Origin of the sequence: Acetobacterium sp. K1/6 (genome assembly GCF_034438075.1) — a bacterium.
GTDB classification, from domain to species: domain Bacteria; phylum Bacillota; class Clostridia; order Eubacteriales; family Eubacteriaceae; genus Acetobacterium; species Acetobacterium carbinolicum.
Genome location: NZ_JAXQGA010000008.1, coordinates 136,389 through 152,207, shown reverse-complemented (window position 1 = coordinate 152,207; position 15,819 = coordinate 136,389). Strand labels below are relative to the sequence as shown.

At 43.6% G+C, this 15,819-nt stretch carries 15 protein-coding genes; all 15 read right to left on the bottom strand.

Going from position 1 to position 15,819, the window contains the following annotated elements:
• Positions 1-207 precede the first annotated feature (207 nt).
• Positions 208-1,500, bottom strand: coding sequence for an NAD(P)H-dependent oxidoreductase (locus tag U2P91_RS09300; RefSeq protein WP_111887993.1), 1,293 nt, complete (start codon positions 1,498-1,500; stop codon positions 208-210).
• A gap of 24 nt (positions 1,501-1,524) precedes the next feature.
• Positions 1,525-1,884 carry a PTS glucitol/sorbitol transporter subunit IIA gene (locus U2P91_RS09295; protein WP_111887994.1) on the bottom strand — a complete coding sequence of 120 codons (360 nt, stop codon included), beginning with the start codon at positions 1,882-1,884 and terminating at the stop codon, positions 1,525-1,527.
• 32 nt (positions 1,885-1,916) lie between these two features.
• Positions 1,917-2,903 (bottom strand): PTS glucitol/sorbitol transporter subunit IIB, encoded by a 987-nt coding sequence (locus U2P91_RS09290; protein ID WP_111887995.1) that lies wholly within the window; start codon positions 2,901-2,903, stop codon positions 1,917-1,919.
• A complete protein-coding gene (locus tag U2P91_RS09285; protein ID WP_111887996.1) occupies positions 2,903-3,436 on the bottom strand; it encodes a PTS glucitol/sorbitol transporter subunit IIC in 534 nt (177 codons plus the stop codon). The genes U2P91_RS09290 and U2P91_RS09285 overlap by 1 nt, the downstream gene beginning before the upstream one ends.
• Before the next feature lie 178 nt (positions 3,437-3,614).
• A complete protein-coding gene (locus U2P91_RS09280; protein ID WP_111887997.1) occupies positions 3,615-4,103 on the bottom strand; it encodes a transcriptional regulator GutM in 489 nt (162 codons plus the stop codon).
• On the bottom strand, positions 4,100-5,068 hold the full coding sequence (locus tag U2P91_RS09275) for a sugar-binding transcriptional regulator (protein ID WP_322519491.1): 969 nt from the start codon (positions 5,066-5,068) through the stop codon (positions 4,100-4,102). Before U2P91_RS09275 ends, U2P91_RS09280 begins: the two co-directional genes overlap by 4 nt.
• Positions 5,069-5,550: 482 nt before the next feature.
• On the bottom strand, positions 5,551-7,098 hold the full coding sequence (gene guaA / locus U2P91_RS09270; protein WP_111888013.1) for a glutamine-hydrolyzing GMP synthase: 1,548 nt from the start codon (positions 7,096-7,098) through the stop codon (positions 5,551-5,553).
• A gap of 8 nt (positions 7,099-7,106) precedes the next feature.
• Positions 7,107-8,564, bottom strand: coding sequence for an IMP dehydrogenase (gene guaB, locus U2P91_RS09265; protein WP_111888014.1), 1,458 nt, complete (start codon positions 8,562-8,564; stop codon positions 7,107-7,109).
• 192 nt (positions 8,565-8,756) lie between these two features.
• On the bottom strand, positions 8,757-10,664 hold the full coding sequence (locus U2P91_RS09260) for a 2-oxo acid dehydrogenase subunit E2 (RefSeq protein WP_322519490.1): 1,908 nt from the start codon (positions 10,662-10,664) through the stop codon (positions 8,757-8,759).
• Between the two features lie 12 nt (positions 10,665-10,676).
• Positions 10,677-11,663 carry an alpha-ketoacid dehydrogenase subunit beta gene (locus tag U2P91_RS09255; RefSeq protein WP_414733992.1) on the bottom strand — a complete coding sequence of 329 codons (987 nt, stop codon included), beginning with the start codon at positions 11,661-11,663 and terminating at the stop codon, positions 10,677-10,679.
• Positions 11,664-11,691: 28 nt separating this feature from the next.
• On the bottom strand, positions 11,692-12,654 hold the full coding sequence (locus U2P91_RS09250; RefSeq protein WP_111888017.1) for a thiamine pyrophosphate-dependent dehydrogenase E1 component subunit alpha: 963 nt from the start codon (positions 12,652-12,654) through the stop codon (positions 11,692-11,694).
• Between the two features lie 171 nt (positions 12,655-12,825).
• On the bottom strand, positions 12,826-13,548 hold the full coding sequence (gene ispD, locus U2P91_RS09245) for a 2-C-methyl-D-erythritol 4-phosphate cytidylyltransferase (RefSeq protein WP_242988655.1): 723 nt from the start codon (positions 13,546-13,548) through the stop codon (positions 12,826-12,828).
• 102 nt (positions 13,549-13,650) lie between these two features.
• The gene (tsaE, locus tag U2P91_RS09240; RefSeq protein ID WP_111888018.1) at positions 13,651-14,112 is read right to left on the bottom strand and encodes a tRNA (adenosine(37)-N6)-threonylcarbamoyltransferase complex ATPase subunit type 1 TsaE; all 462 of its coding nucleotides are present in this window, start codon (positions 14,110-14,112) and stop codon (positions 13,651-13,653) included.
• Entirely contained in the window at positions 14,113-14,418 is a 306-nt protein-coding gene (locus U2P91_RS09235; RefSeq protein ID WP_111888019.1) for a PspC domain-containing protein, read from the bottom strand.
• On the bottom strand, positions 14,418-15,656 hold the full coding sequence (locus U2P91_RS09230; protein ID WP_111888020.1) for a pyridoxal phosphate-dependent aminotransferase: 1,239 nt from the start codon (positions 15,654-15,656) through the stop codon (positions 14,418-14,420). Before U2P91_RS09230 ends, U2P91_RS09235 begins: the two co-directional genes overlap by 1 nt.
• Between the last annotated feature and the right edge of the window lie 163 nt (positions 15,657-15,819).

Genomic DNA, 15,819 nt, shown 5'->3' with positions numbered 1-15,819 from the left:
TTTTTCAGGTGTTTTAACTTTCTTTCGAAATTTTTTTACCGGAAAGCTGATTCATAGGATTTAATTGTTGGTGTGCGTTTTTAATCAAATCCTATGAATATGCCAATATTTACCGTTGTAACAACCACTCTCAATGTAGCGTTTAAGTGTTGCTAGCACAAACAGATTGGTAAATCAGTTCCCTATCTTATAATTTTCTTAATGATCTTATAAATACAGTGTATCTTGAATCTTACGCAGTTGAACCATCAGCGAATCGTTATCCAAGGCAACATCAGCGTAAGTGACGATTTCACCTTTTTTAACGGCATTAATCATTTTAGTCTTTTTATTGACAATGCCCATCGGCAGCGCCCCTTTTTCATTGGCCACTGATGCTTTTTCAAAACTGCCATAAATTGAGAATCCGCCAATACCATCCAGGTATTCACCTGCTACTAAGTCCCGTTTTGCCACTGTAATGGTTTCCGAAACAAGCCCTTTTCTTGGAGCGATGGTCGGCACCCCATCAATTACCGCTTTTGCAACCGATAATGGTGTTTCCAGACTGCATAAATGATACGGTCTGTACAACACATAATTGGGACCTTTTCCCATACTGAGGTAGTTCAGTTCATGAATAATGTCGGGTTGTTCGGTTGATACAATAATGAATACACCTGGAGCAACACCATCAATATAATCAACGATCCCATAATTATTTAAAATTCCGCCTTCACTCTTTAGTCTGAACAGATCTGGTAACTCCGAAACAATGCCTTTTGCGCCATGACCACCCATTATATCCGGCAAGTAGCCGGTGGCATTGGACATTGCTGTCATTTCAACCATGGTTTTTGTCCCATCTTTAAATGAGGTAAGCATTTTCGGGCTGACGCCTTTTAAGGTTGCTTCTTCTAATACCGAGTCCGGATTGGACGTCTTATCAACCTTGTTATTTTTTCCCTTACCAATGACCCGCACATCAAATCCCAGCGCATCGGCAAAATCATATAATTCAAGCACGGAGCCCGGTTCGTCTCCTGCCGATCCGGTATAAACCACACCGGCACTCTGAGCCATTTTGTAAAGCATTGGTCCAATACAAACATCTGCTTCCACATTTAACATGACAATGTGTTTGCCGGCATTAATACTGTCGATCGCAACTTTTGCACCTACCTCAGGAACGCCGGTAGCATCCACGGCACAATCGATTAAATCTGTCTTTGTTGCAATTTCCGGATTGTCGGTGACAATGAATTTACCTTTGGCAAGCAGTTCATTGGCTTCTGAGATGGTATTGGCAATCATATAATCGCCTTCTTTTAAACCGGCATGTTGGTAGGCATTAATTGCATTTTCAATGTTAATGTCAACCACCACTGCGGGACGCATCCCTTTCATCGACATAATCTGTCCAACCATGCCCCGTCCCATTTGTCCTGCACCAACAATACTGGTCATGATGTGTTTTCCGTTTTCTTCTAATTGTGCTAGTTTGTAGTTTAGTCCTAACATTTTTTCCTCGCTTAATTTTATTTTTTATTTGTAAATAATTTGGAAGGGATCACCAATCTTAACTGCCGGAATCCCCTGACCTTTTAACTCAATTTGTCCCGGTAGTTTTACCTGATCTTCCCCGGTAAAACAAAATGAACAATGCCCCATGCTCTCTAATGTTATGTTTGCTTCATGTCCGACGGCTGTCACTTCATAAACGACATCCCCAAATCGTACCGCGTCTCCTTCTTTCACCTCCCTGATAAATTCTTTTTTGGTGTGTAAAACTGCTATTTCTGCCAATTCTGGCGGGGCATTTTCATCAAAAACGATGAGCAACTTTTCTTTTAAAAATTCCTCTACCATTTCTCCAATTTGGGTTATTTCTGTTGTGAAATCCATTTTATCTCCTTGCCTTTTGCTTAACTTTCTACTTAGCTGTACATTCCGATACTCAATACAAAACCGATCAGTACAGCAGCTGGGCCGGTAATTAATCGACTAAAGAGCACTGCCGGGACACCAATTTCGACTGTTTCTGTTTCAGCTTCTCCCAAAGACAAACCAACCGGAATGAAATCACACCCAACCTGTCCATCAATAGCAAAGAGTGCCGGTAAAGCCAATGCCGGAGCAATCGCGCCAGCGCCAATCTGAACCCCTACCAACGTCCCAACAACCTGGGCGATAACTGCCCCTGGTCCAAGAATCGGCGATAAAAATGGAAGGGTACATACAATTGAAATAAGCACAAGTCCTGGTAAGCTTCCCGCAAATGGCGAGATGGTATTCGCAATAATATCTCCCAGCCCGGTGACGGTAATGATCCCAATGAGCATCGCGATGAAGGCCATAAAAGGAAGCACGTTTTTAATAACCATGTCGATCGATTCCCGGCCCGCCTGATAGAACTTACCAACGACACCCCCAACAGCTTTTCCAAGCCGTGAGATAAAGCCAACAAAGCCCTTTTGCTTTTCTGCTGCTGCTTTTGCTTCGGCTTTTACTTCCTGATAGTCTTTTTTCTTTGATGGTTCACTTACGGGTGCTTCGCCGTCATACAACGATATATTATTTTCTTTTACCCCCGACACATAAATATCTTCTTTAATATACTGGGCTAACGGTCCCGCCTGGCCAACCGGGGTCAGGTTAATGGTTAGGATTCCCTTTTTAGGATAAACCCCACACCGTGCGGTACCACCACAGTCTACAACCACACAAGCCACCTCACTATCTGGCGCACTGCTTAGAAATCCATCCAGAGCGATTCCGCCAGTCAAATCAGCAATTTTCTGGGCCACCGGATGAATGCCACCGCCGGTAACCGACATAATATAAGCCTTTTCTTCAGTGGGTTTGATTACCAATGGACCACCCCATCCGCCTTGACCTTTTTCGATAAGAACTGCTTTATACATTATTCCACCTCCGTAGTAGCTTTTTTAGATGCCATGATTGCGTAGATTCTTTCAGTAACGATTCCTCTTAAAAGAATAACCAAAACACCTGCGATAAAATACCGCACCGCTAAATCACCAAGCGGCAACCCCAAGGTTGTCAGCCCTGCTGCGATTCCCAGGTAGACAAAGAGTTCACCAGGATTAGCATGAGGAAATAAACCGGTAATCGGATGGCAAAATGAAACTGCTGAGTCATAAAATGCGGCCTTATGTTTTTCTTCAACAAATCGTCCAAAAGTATACGCCATCGGATTTGTGAGAAAGAACATGGCCAGAACCGGTAATACGGTGTAGCGCAAAATAAAGTTCTTGCTGCTAAACTTAGCCGCACGTTCCACCCGTTCTTCACCAATAATCTTAATCAATGAATTGACTGCCGTCATTAAGACGATTAATAGTGGTAAAATACCCGTTACCAAACCAACGAATGTTTCTCCTCCAGCTTGAAAGAGACCTATAAAATTAGTTGCCAATTGTGCTAAAAAATCCATTTTTTCACCTTCTCCTTATTTTAAAATCAATACCCAATAATGTGACCGCTCTAATAATCACCCCTAAAACGTTCCCCTTTTCACCTCCAATAATTTGTAATACTCTGCTAACTACATTACGTCACTTTATTTTCCAGAACTGTCAGGCTTGACAGTCCTGACTGTCAACACTGATTTTTTACTCCACCACCATGCCTGCTAATGCTTGTTGTTCTCTTCTTTTCTCATGAAGTTTTTGTCGCTGCTCTTTTTTCATATGTGTCTCAATGGCTTCCACTGCCTGAAGCAATGCTCCTCGCTTTTGAGGCGCCACTTTTTTTGATCCGTCTTTTCTTGTTTTCTGGGGTTTATTCAATTTCTGATCTTCGAGTATTGCCAGTTTTTTTATTTCATTCAAACTTAAACCAATATAGTCATCGGCTGTTTTAAATCGCTCAAATGAAGTGATTCCTCTCATGGTTTTGCAATTATTGATTGTTCCGGAATTTCTGTCATAGGACAAAATCAGAATTTGTCCACCTTTTAGCACCCCTCTTCGATACCCAACTCCCAGTAAGCCCTTGCCTTTAAGAGACCCCATGGCATTTTGATAGCTTTTGACCTGATAAAAAGTCAGAAGTCCCTGCAAACACATCCCAATAAAAATCAAAGCAATAATATAAGTCATGATTTTTCCTCCACTTCCCTTTCTTCAATCAACTTTCTGGCACACCCTGCATCGGTAATTAAAACATTAATGTATTGACCAGCAATAGCACCTCGAATGGCACTAACTTTCTCGGCACCACAGGTTACACCGATTGAATCCTTAACTGACTTTAGTTTTTTGATGTCAATGCCGATAACCGTTTCATTCATTTCAAACTGTTCAGTACGACCTGCACTATCAAAGAAATTCATACAGATTTCACCAGCGACATTCTTTTTGCGCATCAGTTCCATCTCCCGTTCATCGTAATAGCCCGTCGCCATGGTTGTAGAATTTCTGGTTGGAACACCTAAACCGACCAAAGCAACATCCAATTTGTTAGTGAGTTTAATAATCTTTTCAATGTACGCTTCTCCAATTAGCCCTTCTTTGATGGATTTTTTTGAAACCTTAGCTGGTGCATAAAGTAAGATATATTGAGCTTTAAAGGCATTTGCCAGCTCTTCCACTAAATAATTTGAATGGAGCTCCATCCCTACCTGGCCAATACCGCCAACCAAAGGGATAAACATCGCGTTTTTTACGACTTTAGGCTGTATATATTTAGCAATATGCCCTAATGTCGTCCCCATTGAGACACCAATATTTTTTCCGTCTTTGACTAATCGCTCTAAATACTCTGCGGCAGCTTTTCCAACTTCATCTTTTTGAGCGTATAGATCTTTTTTCTCTTCAACAATAATCGCCTCTTTAAGTCCATACATCAGCTCCAGTTTTCTTTCCATTTCAAAATAACTATCTTCGGCCAAGTCTGGAATAATGATTCGTACCATCTGTGTCGCGCGTGCTTGTTCTAGTATTTTTGCCACGGTGGGCCTTGATATGGACAACTGTTTTGCAATCGTTTGCTGTGTTTCGTCGTGATTGTAGAACAGATCACATACTTTGAGCATCAATCGTTTATTATCAATTACTTTTTTCATACTAATCACCTTAAGGTCTTGATTTTGTTTTACAATTGTAAATTTAATGAGTGCGTTTCGTTTTCATATGTTTGGCTGATTTATTTTGCTGTTGTTGTTTAATTTATTGTAATTATAGCGTGTTTTTTCATTAAGTCAACAGTTTATTGTCGTTTTTTAGGTATTTTTTCGTCATTTTTTGCTCATTTTATACATTTGTTTAAGTAATGTTTTAAACTTTTTTTCAAAATACAAGTTTATTTTTTAACAATCTATTTTTACAATTGTAAATTGATATTATTTTGTCAATTTACAATTGTAATCTCACTTCCTTTTTAGCGCCCCAAAAACATGGCTTTATTTATGAAAATTTCGAAAAACAAAAAGCGGCTACGTTGCCCAAAATTGGGTTTCAACATAGCCGCTGATGTTATATTTATCTATTCAGTTTTTAAAAATTCTTCCTGCTTTGCTTATTAAAGCGATTATTTAATTTCCTAAGCCTACTCCCACTCGATCGTCGAAGGCGGTTTGCTCGTGATGTCATAAACAATCCGGCTGACGTGCTTCACTTCATTGACAATACGGGTGGAGATGTTTTCTAAAACATCATAGGGAATGCGGGCCCAGTCGGAGGTCATCCCATCAACTGAGGTCACGGCGCGCAGGCCAATGGTGTAGTCATAGGTTCGTTCATCACCCATAACCCCAACACTGCGGTTTCCCGGCAATACCGCAAAGTATTGCCAGATTTCTTCATCCAGACCGGCTTTAGCAATTTCGTCCCGGAAGACAAAATCGGCTTCTTTTAAAATCTCCAGTTTTTCTTTGGTGATATCGCCCATGACTCGAATGGCCAGACCTGGCCCCGGGAAGGGTTGTCGCCAGACCAGATCGTGATCCAGACCAATTTCTTCCCCGACAGCCCGAACCTCATCTTTAAACAGGTTTCTCAGGGGTTCAATTAGTTCAAAATCGACATCATCCGGCAGTCCACCAACGTTGTGGTGACTTTTGATGACCGCTGCATTTTTGGTACCGCTTTCGATGACATCAGGATAGATGGTTCCCTGTAGCAGAAAATCGATATCGTTTAATTTACTTGATTCTTCTTCAAAGACACGGATAAACTCCGTGCCAATAATTTTTCGTTTTTGCTCCGGATCACTGACACCTGCCAGTTTACCAAGGAAACGTTCTTCGCAGTTCACCCGGATAAAGTTCATATGAAAGCGCTTCTTAAAGATCGCTTCAACCTGATCGCCTTCATCTTTGCGAAGTAGACCATGATCCACAAAAATACAGGTCAACTTGTCCCCAATAGCCTTATGAACTAGGGTTGCCGCAACGGAAGAATCCACCCCGCCACTAAGGGCGCATAACACCCGACGATCGCCAACCTGCTTCTTGATGGCTTCAATCTGTTCCTGAGCAAAGTTATGCATAGTCCATAAACCTTCACATCCGCAGACATGATAGATAAAGTTATTTAAAACTTCTTTACCATATTTGGTATGTTCCACTTCGGGATGGAATTGTACTGCATAGAGCTTGCGTTCCTGGCATTCCATGGCTCCAGTCGGACAGGAATCAGTCGTCGCAGTGATGCAGAATCCTTCCGGGATCGTCTGGATATAGTTCGTGTGACTCATCCAACAGGTCGATCCATCAGGAATATCTTTAAACAGCACGGAGTCTGTTTCAAATTTCAGGGCTTTTTTACCATACTCCCGAATATCGGCCGAATCAGTGATGCCTTTTAATTGCTCAGCCATTAACTGCGCGCCATAGCAGATCCCTAAAATAGGAATCCCCATGTTATAAATTTCCGGATCACAAAGAGGTGCTCCTGCTTCATGGACACTAGACGGTCCACCAGTGAAGATAATCCCCTTGGGATTTTTCTTGCGAATCTCAGCGGGGGTAATATCATAAGGAACAACCTCAGAATATACTCTGGCTTCACGAACTCGTCGGGCGATGAGTTGATTGTATTGTGCTCCAAAATCCACAATGAGGATGATTTCATCTTGGTAATGCTTTGTTATCATAAATTCTCCTAAAATTGAGCGCTATTGTAGTTAGGTGATTCTTTGGTGATGGAAATATCGTGGGGGTGACTTTCAATCAAACCCGCACTGGTTATTTTTATAAACTGCGATTTTTCTCTTAAATCTTTAATCGTCGCCGATCCACAATAACCCATTCCCGAACGAAGACCACCCACCAATTGGTAGACGGTATCGGCTAGCGGTCCTTTGTAGGGAACCTTACCTTCAACGCCTTCGGGAACCAGTTTTTTCTGGCCTTCCTGGAAATAGCGATCCGAGCTGCCATCTTTCATGGCGCCTAAAGATCCCATCCCCCGATAGGTTTTAAAGCTGCGGCCCTGGTAAATTATGGTTTCTCCCGGGCTTTCATCGGTGCCGGCAAAAAGACTCCCGATCATAACCACATCAGCACCAGCACCAATGGCTTTAACCACATCCCCTGAATACTTAATCCCACCATCGGCAATGACAGGGATACCATGTTCTTTGGCGACTTCAACCACATCTAAGATCGCGGTGATTTGGGGCACGCCAATCCCGGCCACAACCCGAGTCGTACAAATGGAACCGGGGCCAATCCCAACCTTAAGGGCATCGACACCTGCTTTAATTAAGTCTTTAGCGGCGGCTCCAGTCGCAATGTTTCCCACGATGAGCTGAACATCAGGATATTTTTCCTTGATTGCTGCGACCGTTTTAATAACACCGATAGAGTGACCATGAGCAGTATCCACCACGATGACATCAGCCTGAGCTTTTACCAGTGCTGCTACCCGTTCAAAGGTGTTACTGCTAATTCCGACAGCACCACCAACGATCAGCCGCCCCCGATAGTCTTTAGCGGCGTTTGGATACTTAATACTCTTTTCAATGTCTTTAATGGTGATCAAACCTTTTAAATTATTTTCAGAGTCCACAATTGGCAGCTTTTCGATCTTGTATTGTTTTAAAATGGCCTCGGCTTTTTCCAGAGTAGTCCCCTCTTCCGCCGTTACCAGATTATCTTTCGTCATCGCGTCTTTGATTTTCTTTTTAGGATCACTTTCAAAACGCAGGTCCCGGTTGGTGATGATTCCGACCAATTTTCCTTCAATCGTAATCGGAACGCCGGAAATCCGATAACGGGACATCAGCTCCAGCGCATCACCGATATTATGTTCTGGTGACAGGAAAAACGGATCCACGATAACCCCGTTTTCTGAACGTTTAACCTTATCAATTTCAAAAGCCTGCTCTTCAATGGTCATATTCTTGTGAATAATCCCGATGCCGCCTTCTCTCGCCATGGCAATCGCCAGTCGTCCCTCGGTAACCGTATCCATACCGGCGCTCATAATCGGAATATTCAGCGCAATTTTTTTTGTCAGATGGGTGCCGGTGTTGACGTCGCCTGGTAACACTTCTGATTTCCCCGGGATTAACAATACATCATCAAAGGTAATGCCTTCCTTTAATATCTTCTCCAACCTTGTACTCCTTTCGAATTCAACTCTCGCTTAGATACAAAAAAAGCAGACAATTGGCCATTGCTTTTCATCTGCTTCATGTAAGTTCTGTAATCTTTATTATGCTGTTTAGTCTAACACAATTTGCTTAAATGTGACAATACTTATTTTTTTGGTAACGTTATCTTTTCGCTATTTTGATAAATTTACACACTAAAACAATAAAAGTGACGGATTCTCCATGTCCGCCTTGATATCGCGAAGGAATTTTGCTCCGTCCACCCCATTGGCAACCCGTTGATCCAGATTTAAGCTGATTTTCATCACCGATCGCACCACCGGTTCACCCTGATGAATGCGGATCCGTTGAACCACTTCTCCAACGCTGAGGATGGCACTGTTGCTCTGATTGATGATTGCCGTAAATTCCCGGATCCCATACATCCCCAGGTTGGTAATCGTAAAGGTGCTGTTCTGATCTTCGGGCAAGTGATTGTTTTTAACGGCTTTTAAGAGATCACCCCGGCTTTTGACAATTTCCACAAAACTCATTGACTGAGTGTTTGGGATCACCGGTACAATAAATCCATGTTCGGCTTCGACGGTTAAACCCATATTGACATGGGCGTGGGCAACCACTGCATCGTCTTCCCGTCTGGCATTGATCAGCGGATGTGTAACCAGTGCCCGAGAGGTTGCCAGGAGTAGAAAATCCGTATACGTGCAACGATATCTGGCCTGTTCCTCAATTTTTTTAGTGATCTTCTTTCTAAGCTCCTTAATTTCGGTCATATCAATTTCTGTGGTTAGGCTGATGACTGGTGTTTCCTCGTTGTTTTTTATCCTATACCTGTTAATCGCTTTAGATCGAACCGTCCTGACCCTATTTTTTGCTGTACTTTCTTGCGCGTTTTTTTTGTGATGATCTTTAGTGATCTCCGGTTCCTCAGTAAGTTCTTGAACAGTCGCACCGCTTATCTCAGCTGGCGATTCTATGATTTCATCAGTTTTTTCAACAATGGCAACCGCTGCCTCAGGTTCTATTTTTTGCTCGACCATCTGCTTGACCTTTTCGGGCTCAGTAACTTCGGGCTCAGTAACTTTGGGCTCAAGAACTTCTTTTTCGTCCGTTTCAAGCAAAACATGCGCTGGCTGATTTTCTTTTAGTTCCGGTGCCTGGATGTTGCTGGATTGGCATTCGGTATTTTTTTCTTCCGGCGTCGGTTCAGCAACAACTTGCTCGCTGGTTTCTGTCGCCTTGCTTTCGTCCTGAACCGGCTTTCTTTTTTGCTGGCCCCGGGATTTGCGCTTCAGATCTTCCTGCTCACTTTCATAAAGCAGATGCATCGGCGTTGGTTTAACAATAATTTCTTCCCGTAGCGGCTCCGCTTTTAAATCGACAAACGGTACAAAATCCAATTCTGAAATTTTTGTCACCACCTCCGCTTCTTCTGCTTTTAACCGCTCATCGTCTTCATCCACAAAGGGAACAAAGTCCAGCGCTGGATTTGGCACTTTTTCTATTTTATGATTCATTTCTTTTAATTTTTTGCGCGGGCGAGGCGCTTTTTCAGGAATCGCTTCCAGCTTCACCGGTGTAGAAAAGAGGTTTTTGGGGTTCCCAACGATATTGTCCAGGTTCGTTTTGATTACCACCGGTTCTTTTGATTTGTACTCAAAGGTTCCCGGCTGAATCACGACCAGCTTCTTAACATCATCGGTTTCAATCCTTCCATTTGGTCCACTGCCGGTGACCTTTTGAAGTTCCACCTTAAATTCCCGGGCAATTCGTCTTGCCGCTGGGGTTGCTCTGAGCTTTCCTGCTCGGGGATCTGGCGCATCAGAGATTTCCTGTGACTCTTTTATTTCTTCATCCTTGATGATTCCCGGAATAACTTCCGCAGGTTGTTCTTTGATCTCTTCTGTTTTGATACCTTCTTTAATGGCCTCTTCCAGATTCTTTTCCAGCGCCTCAAGCACCGTAGTGAGTTTTTCTTCCAGATTTTCTTCCCGGTTTACTTCCCCTTGATCTTTATTTGTCATCTCTTTGGTTGCTTGTTCACGATCTGCTGCTGCCATATCTAAATTCTCTTTCGGTAAGATTATTTCATTTTCCATCATTCTGCCAACTCCCTATTCCCGGTTAAGGAGACGATAGACTCCATGAACAAAATCGTTTCGCTGGGGTACCACTGCTGCCTCTAATTCCTGATTAAAAGGAATCGGGACATCCAGACCGCCCAAACGGATAATCGGTGCGGTAAGGTAGTCAAAGGCTTCGCTTTCGACCACCCGGGCGACGATTTCGCCACCAACCCCGCCGGTTTTAACGGCCTCATGGGCGACAATCAGACAACCGGTTTTAATAACCGATTCAATAATGGGTTTCATATCCATCGGATACAGGGTCAGGGGATTTAGAATTTCCACCAAAATCCCTTCTTCCTCTAAAAATTCGGCGGCTTCAATGGCTTTGCCCAAGATGGTACCATATGCAACAATGGTCACGTCCTTGCCAACTCGCTCGACAACGGTTTTTCCAATTTCCAGGGTGTAATCTTCATCCAGAGGAACTAGCCCCACCGCATCATAGAGCATTTTATGCTCGATAAAACAGACCGGGTTATTGTCCCGAATTGCCGCTTTAATAAGCCCTTTTGCCTGGGCTGGGGTCGATGGGGTCACCACCTTTAATCCCGGCACATGGCATAACCAGGCTTCCAGACTCTGGCTGTGCTGCGCTGCCGCCCCGGTACCGGATCCAGCCGGAAGCCGCAGGACCATCGGTACCTGGGCCTGACCGCCAAACATATAGCGCATTTTAGCACCCTGATTAACCAGGGCATCCAACCCCAGAGTAATAAAGTCCATAAACATCATTTCGCAAATTGGTCGCAACCCGGTCGTTGCTGCGCCGACAGCGGTCCCAACAATGGCTCCTTCCGAAATCGGAGTATCCAGGATTCGTGCTTCGCCAAACTCTTCCAGCAAGCCCTTTGACACCCCAAAGGCACCGCCGTAAAGACCAATATCTTCACCTAAAAAAATGACATCCTGATCCAGTCGCATTTCTTCGGTGATTCCCAGACGGATGGCATCGCGGTAGGTCATTCTTGTCATATCACTTGTTTTCATTTAATTATACCTCTCACGCATATACATCTTCTAAAACAGTGTTTAGCTGGGGTTGCGGGCTTTTTTTTGCAAACGCTACCGCCTGCTCAATCGAAACCCGGGCCTCGTCTTCCATTTTGAGGATCTGTTTTTCAGTAAAAACCCGGTTTTCCCGAAGATATTCTTTAATCTTCAAAAGCGGATCTTTTTTTTGCCATTCCAGAACCTCCCGTTTATCCCGATAAACTTGTTTATCACTCTTGCTATGCCCACTGTAGCGATAGGTTTTTGCTTCAATCAGCACGGGACCCTTCCCTGCTCTGGCATAACGCAGGGCTTTGGTCGCGGTATTGTAAACATCAAGAAAATCGTTGCCGTCAATGGTAAGACCCGGCATGTTATAGGCTTCGCTGCGGTCTGAGATATTTTCAATATTGATGTGATTCTCGACCGGATTTGACATCCCATACTGGTTGTTTTCAATGAAAAAAACGACCGGCAATTTCCAGATTGAGGCCAGATTCAAGGATTCATGAAAGCTTCCTTCATTGGTAGCACCATCCCCGGCAAAGCACAAAACAACCTTACCGGTTTTTTTATATTTTTGAGTCAATGCTGCTCCGCAGGACAGATTAAAACCACCGCCGACAACGCCATTGCCGCCCAGATTTCCGTTTTCCACATCGGCAATATGCATAGAACCTCCTTTGCCCTTGCTGTAGCCGGTATATTTCCCCAGACATTCTGCCATCATCAGATTGACATCCAGTCCAAAGCCAATCGCCTGGGCATGACCCCGATGGCTCAGCGACGCCAGATCCCCTTCTTCGAGAGCCAGACAAGGCATCACCCCCGAAGCTTCCTGACCGATGGCCAGATGGATCGTACCATGGACCTGGCCCTTTGCGGCGAGTTCCTCCAATTTTTCTTCAAAATAGCGAGCCTGATTCATTTTATAATACATTCTTAAGAGAAGTTCTTCCGATAATTCAATCATGGCTTCCTCCACATTTTCTTAAATTTATTTTAAAAAGGTGAATAACCCTTAGTATTTTGTTTCGTGTCTTTCCATTATATCTTTTATTCCCCAATAAATAAAGAATGAAGCGAAAAACTGCATAAAATATCAGCTATTTTCACTTCATTCTTTATTTCTATTAATAATCTTTTAATTTTTCCGTGCTTTTTTATCATTTTTCAACAACCGTTTAATAATCGACTCGGCAATAATCAGATCTTCCGGGGTTGTAATCTTGATATTGGTGTAGTGGCCAGTTACAATTTTCACTGGTACATTCTGACGTTCTACCAGAAAGGCATCATCCGTTCCCTCAATCCCCAACAAAATCGCCTGTTCATGGGCTTCTTTTAAAAGACCATACTCAAAGGTTTGGGGAGTTTGAATTTCAACCAGGTCATCCCGATTTGGGGTATGATCAACAAAGCCATCCTTGCTGATCACTTTTATGGTGTTTTTAGCTGCCACGCCCACGGTAGTGGCCCGATGTTCAATGGTTTCTAAAATACTTCGGACAATGACCGACTCCTGGATAATTGGTCTGGCGCCATCGTGAACCATCACCAGATCCGTCCTGGGATTAATTGCTTTGAGCCCCCGATAAACTGACTCCTGCCGGGTATTACCACCGCGCACCAGTTTTATCTTTTTAAAGCGATAGGGCTTTAAAACCTGCAATTGGCAGATGCTAAACTCGTCCTGATTAATCACCAATACAATTTCATTAATCAGAGGGCACTTTTCAAAAACATCCAGGGTATGGGCTAAGATTGGTTTCCCATTTATTGTCAGATACTGCTTGTTGATTGGTGCATTCATCCTTCGTCCCATTCCTGCGGCAGGAATGATTACGCTGGTTAGAGGTTTTTCCATGTTTGCCACCTTATTATAATTATTATCGATCGAGAAGCAGGCCATCCGTCATGACCAATCGGTACACCCGCCCTCTATGAAATAATGCTTGCCGTTTTTGGGCTAAAGTGAATTTAGTCGTTGTGCCACTTTTTCATTGTCCGTCTTTAAAACTATTTCCCGCTCATCTGGTGTATCGATTTGCGATTTTAACTCAATTTCCAGCCGGGGCTCAAAGTTATTTTCCCCTATCAGATCCGGCCACTCCAGTAGCAGCGTACAGCCCTGGTTGAGGTAATCTTCAAAGCCCATCTCATAAAGCTCCTGTGAATCCTTAAGCCGGTACAAATCAAAATGAAAAATTCCAGGCGGATTACCATATTCATTAACAATGGTGTAGGTGGGACTGGTGACCTCATCATCAATTCCCATTCCGGCCACAAAGCCTTTACAAAACAGAGTTTTCCCAGCCCCCATATCCCCTTGTAAAAAGACAATCAGGGGGAAGTCGATGGCTTCCCCCAGAGATTTTCCAAAATCAAAGGTTTCCTGACTTGATTTTGTAATGATTCTTTTTTCCAGCATTTACTTTACCTTTTCTTTGGTGCCTGACTTTTCGTCGCTGAAGTCAATGATTTCTTCATCATTTTCATCATCAATAATCTCATAATCCACTTCAACCACATCCTCAATCCGCTGATTACCCGGGAGTACCACCGCCAGCAGAATATAGACAATGATGCTGAGGATCCCCGGCATCAGTCTAAGGAAAAAGGGCAACAGGAACAACCCTCTGAAAATCCAGGGCGAAGTGTTGCAGTATTCCCCCAGACCGGCACAGACGCCGGCCAGAATTGCTCGTTTTTTGCTTTTCATTAATTGTTTTTTCATTATTCTTCCGTTCTTAAAACTTGTTCTTGTTGATAGTTTGCCATAAACCGTTCCAGTCGATCCATGGTTTCCAACAGATCTTCCGGATGGGGTAAAAAGACAATTCTGAAATGATCCGGATGAGGCCAATTAAAACCGGTTCCCTGAACCATCAGAACATGCTCTTCTTTGAGAAAATCCAGCGCAAACTGGACGTCGCTGGTGATATTAAAAAGTTCTGTATCAATCTTGGGAAAGACGTAAAACCCGGCCTTGGGTCTAACGCAGGACAGACCCGGTATCGCATTGATTCGCTTACAGACAATCTCCCGCTGTTCATAGAGCCGACCTCCAGGTTTAAGCAGATCGTTGATACTTTGGTAGCCGCCTAAAGAGGTTTGGATCGCATGTTGTCCGGGAACATTGGAGCACATCCGCATATTGGAAAGCATTTTAATCCCTTCAATATAATCCCTGGCCCCTTCCTTGTTACCCGTCAAAATCATCCAACCGACCCGATAACCGGGAATCCGATGAGATTTTGACAAACCATTGAGCGTTACCACCAGCACCTCCTCGGTCAGCGTTGACATCGGGATATGAACCGCATCATCATAGAGAACCCGATCATAAATTTCATCGGCAAAAATAATCAAATTGTTGGCAATGGCCAGATCGACGATCCCCTCAAGAATATCTTTGGGATAAAGGGCACCAGTGGGATTATTGGGATTGATGACCACGATTCCCTTGGTATTAGGCGTAATCTTACTGGCAATATCCAAAAGATTGGGGTTCCACTCATCTTCTTCATCACAGGTATAATAGACAGCGGTTCCGCCCGAGAGGTTAACCGCAGCTGACCACAGCGGGTAGTCTGGTGACGGAACCAGAATTTCGTCCCCATTATCTAACAGCGCCTGCATACAAAATAGAATCAGTTCACTGACCCCATTGCCAAGAAAAACATCATCCACCTTCAGATCCATCAGACCCTTGGTCTGATAATGCTGAACCACAGCCTTTCGGGCTGAGAAAATCCCCTGAGAATTGCAGTAGCCTTCGGCCGGCCGCATATTATATTTGATATCCTGAATAATCTCATCCGGGGCATTTAAATTAAAGGGGGCTGTATTCCCGGTGTTGAGCATAATAATGTCAATGCCTTCCCGTTCCATGCGATCCGCCTCTTCAACCACCGGTCCTCTAATATCATAACAAACGTTGTCCAACTTCTTCGACTTTTTCACAGCCTTCATCACTACACTCAACTCCTTTAATATTAAATTTTAGATAAGATTCAGGATCCTGCAAACTACCGTACCAATCAATTGTTAATCTGTTGTATGCTGCAAGCTCAGACAGGCGCTGCCATGTCCGCCTTGATGCCTACAACATGATGTAACAATTGTCGGTACTGCT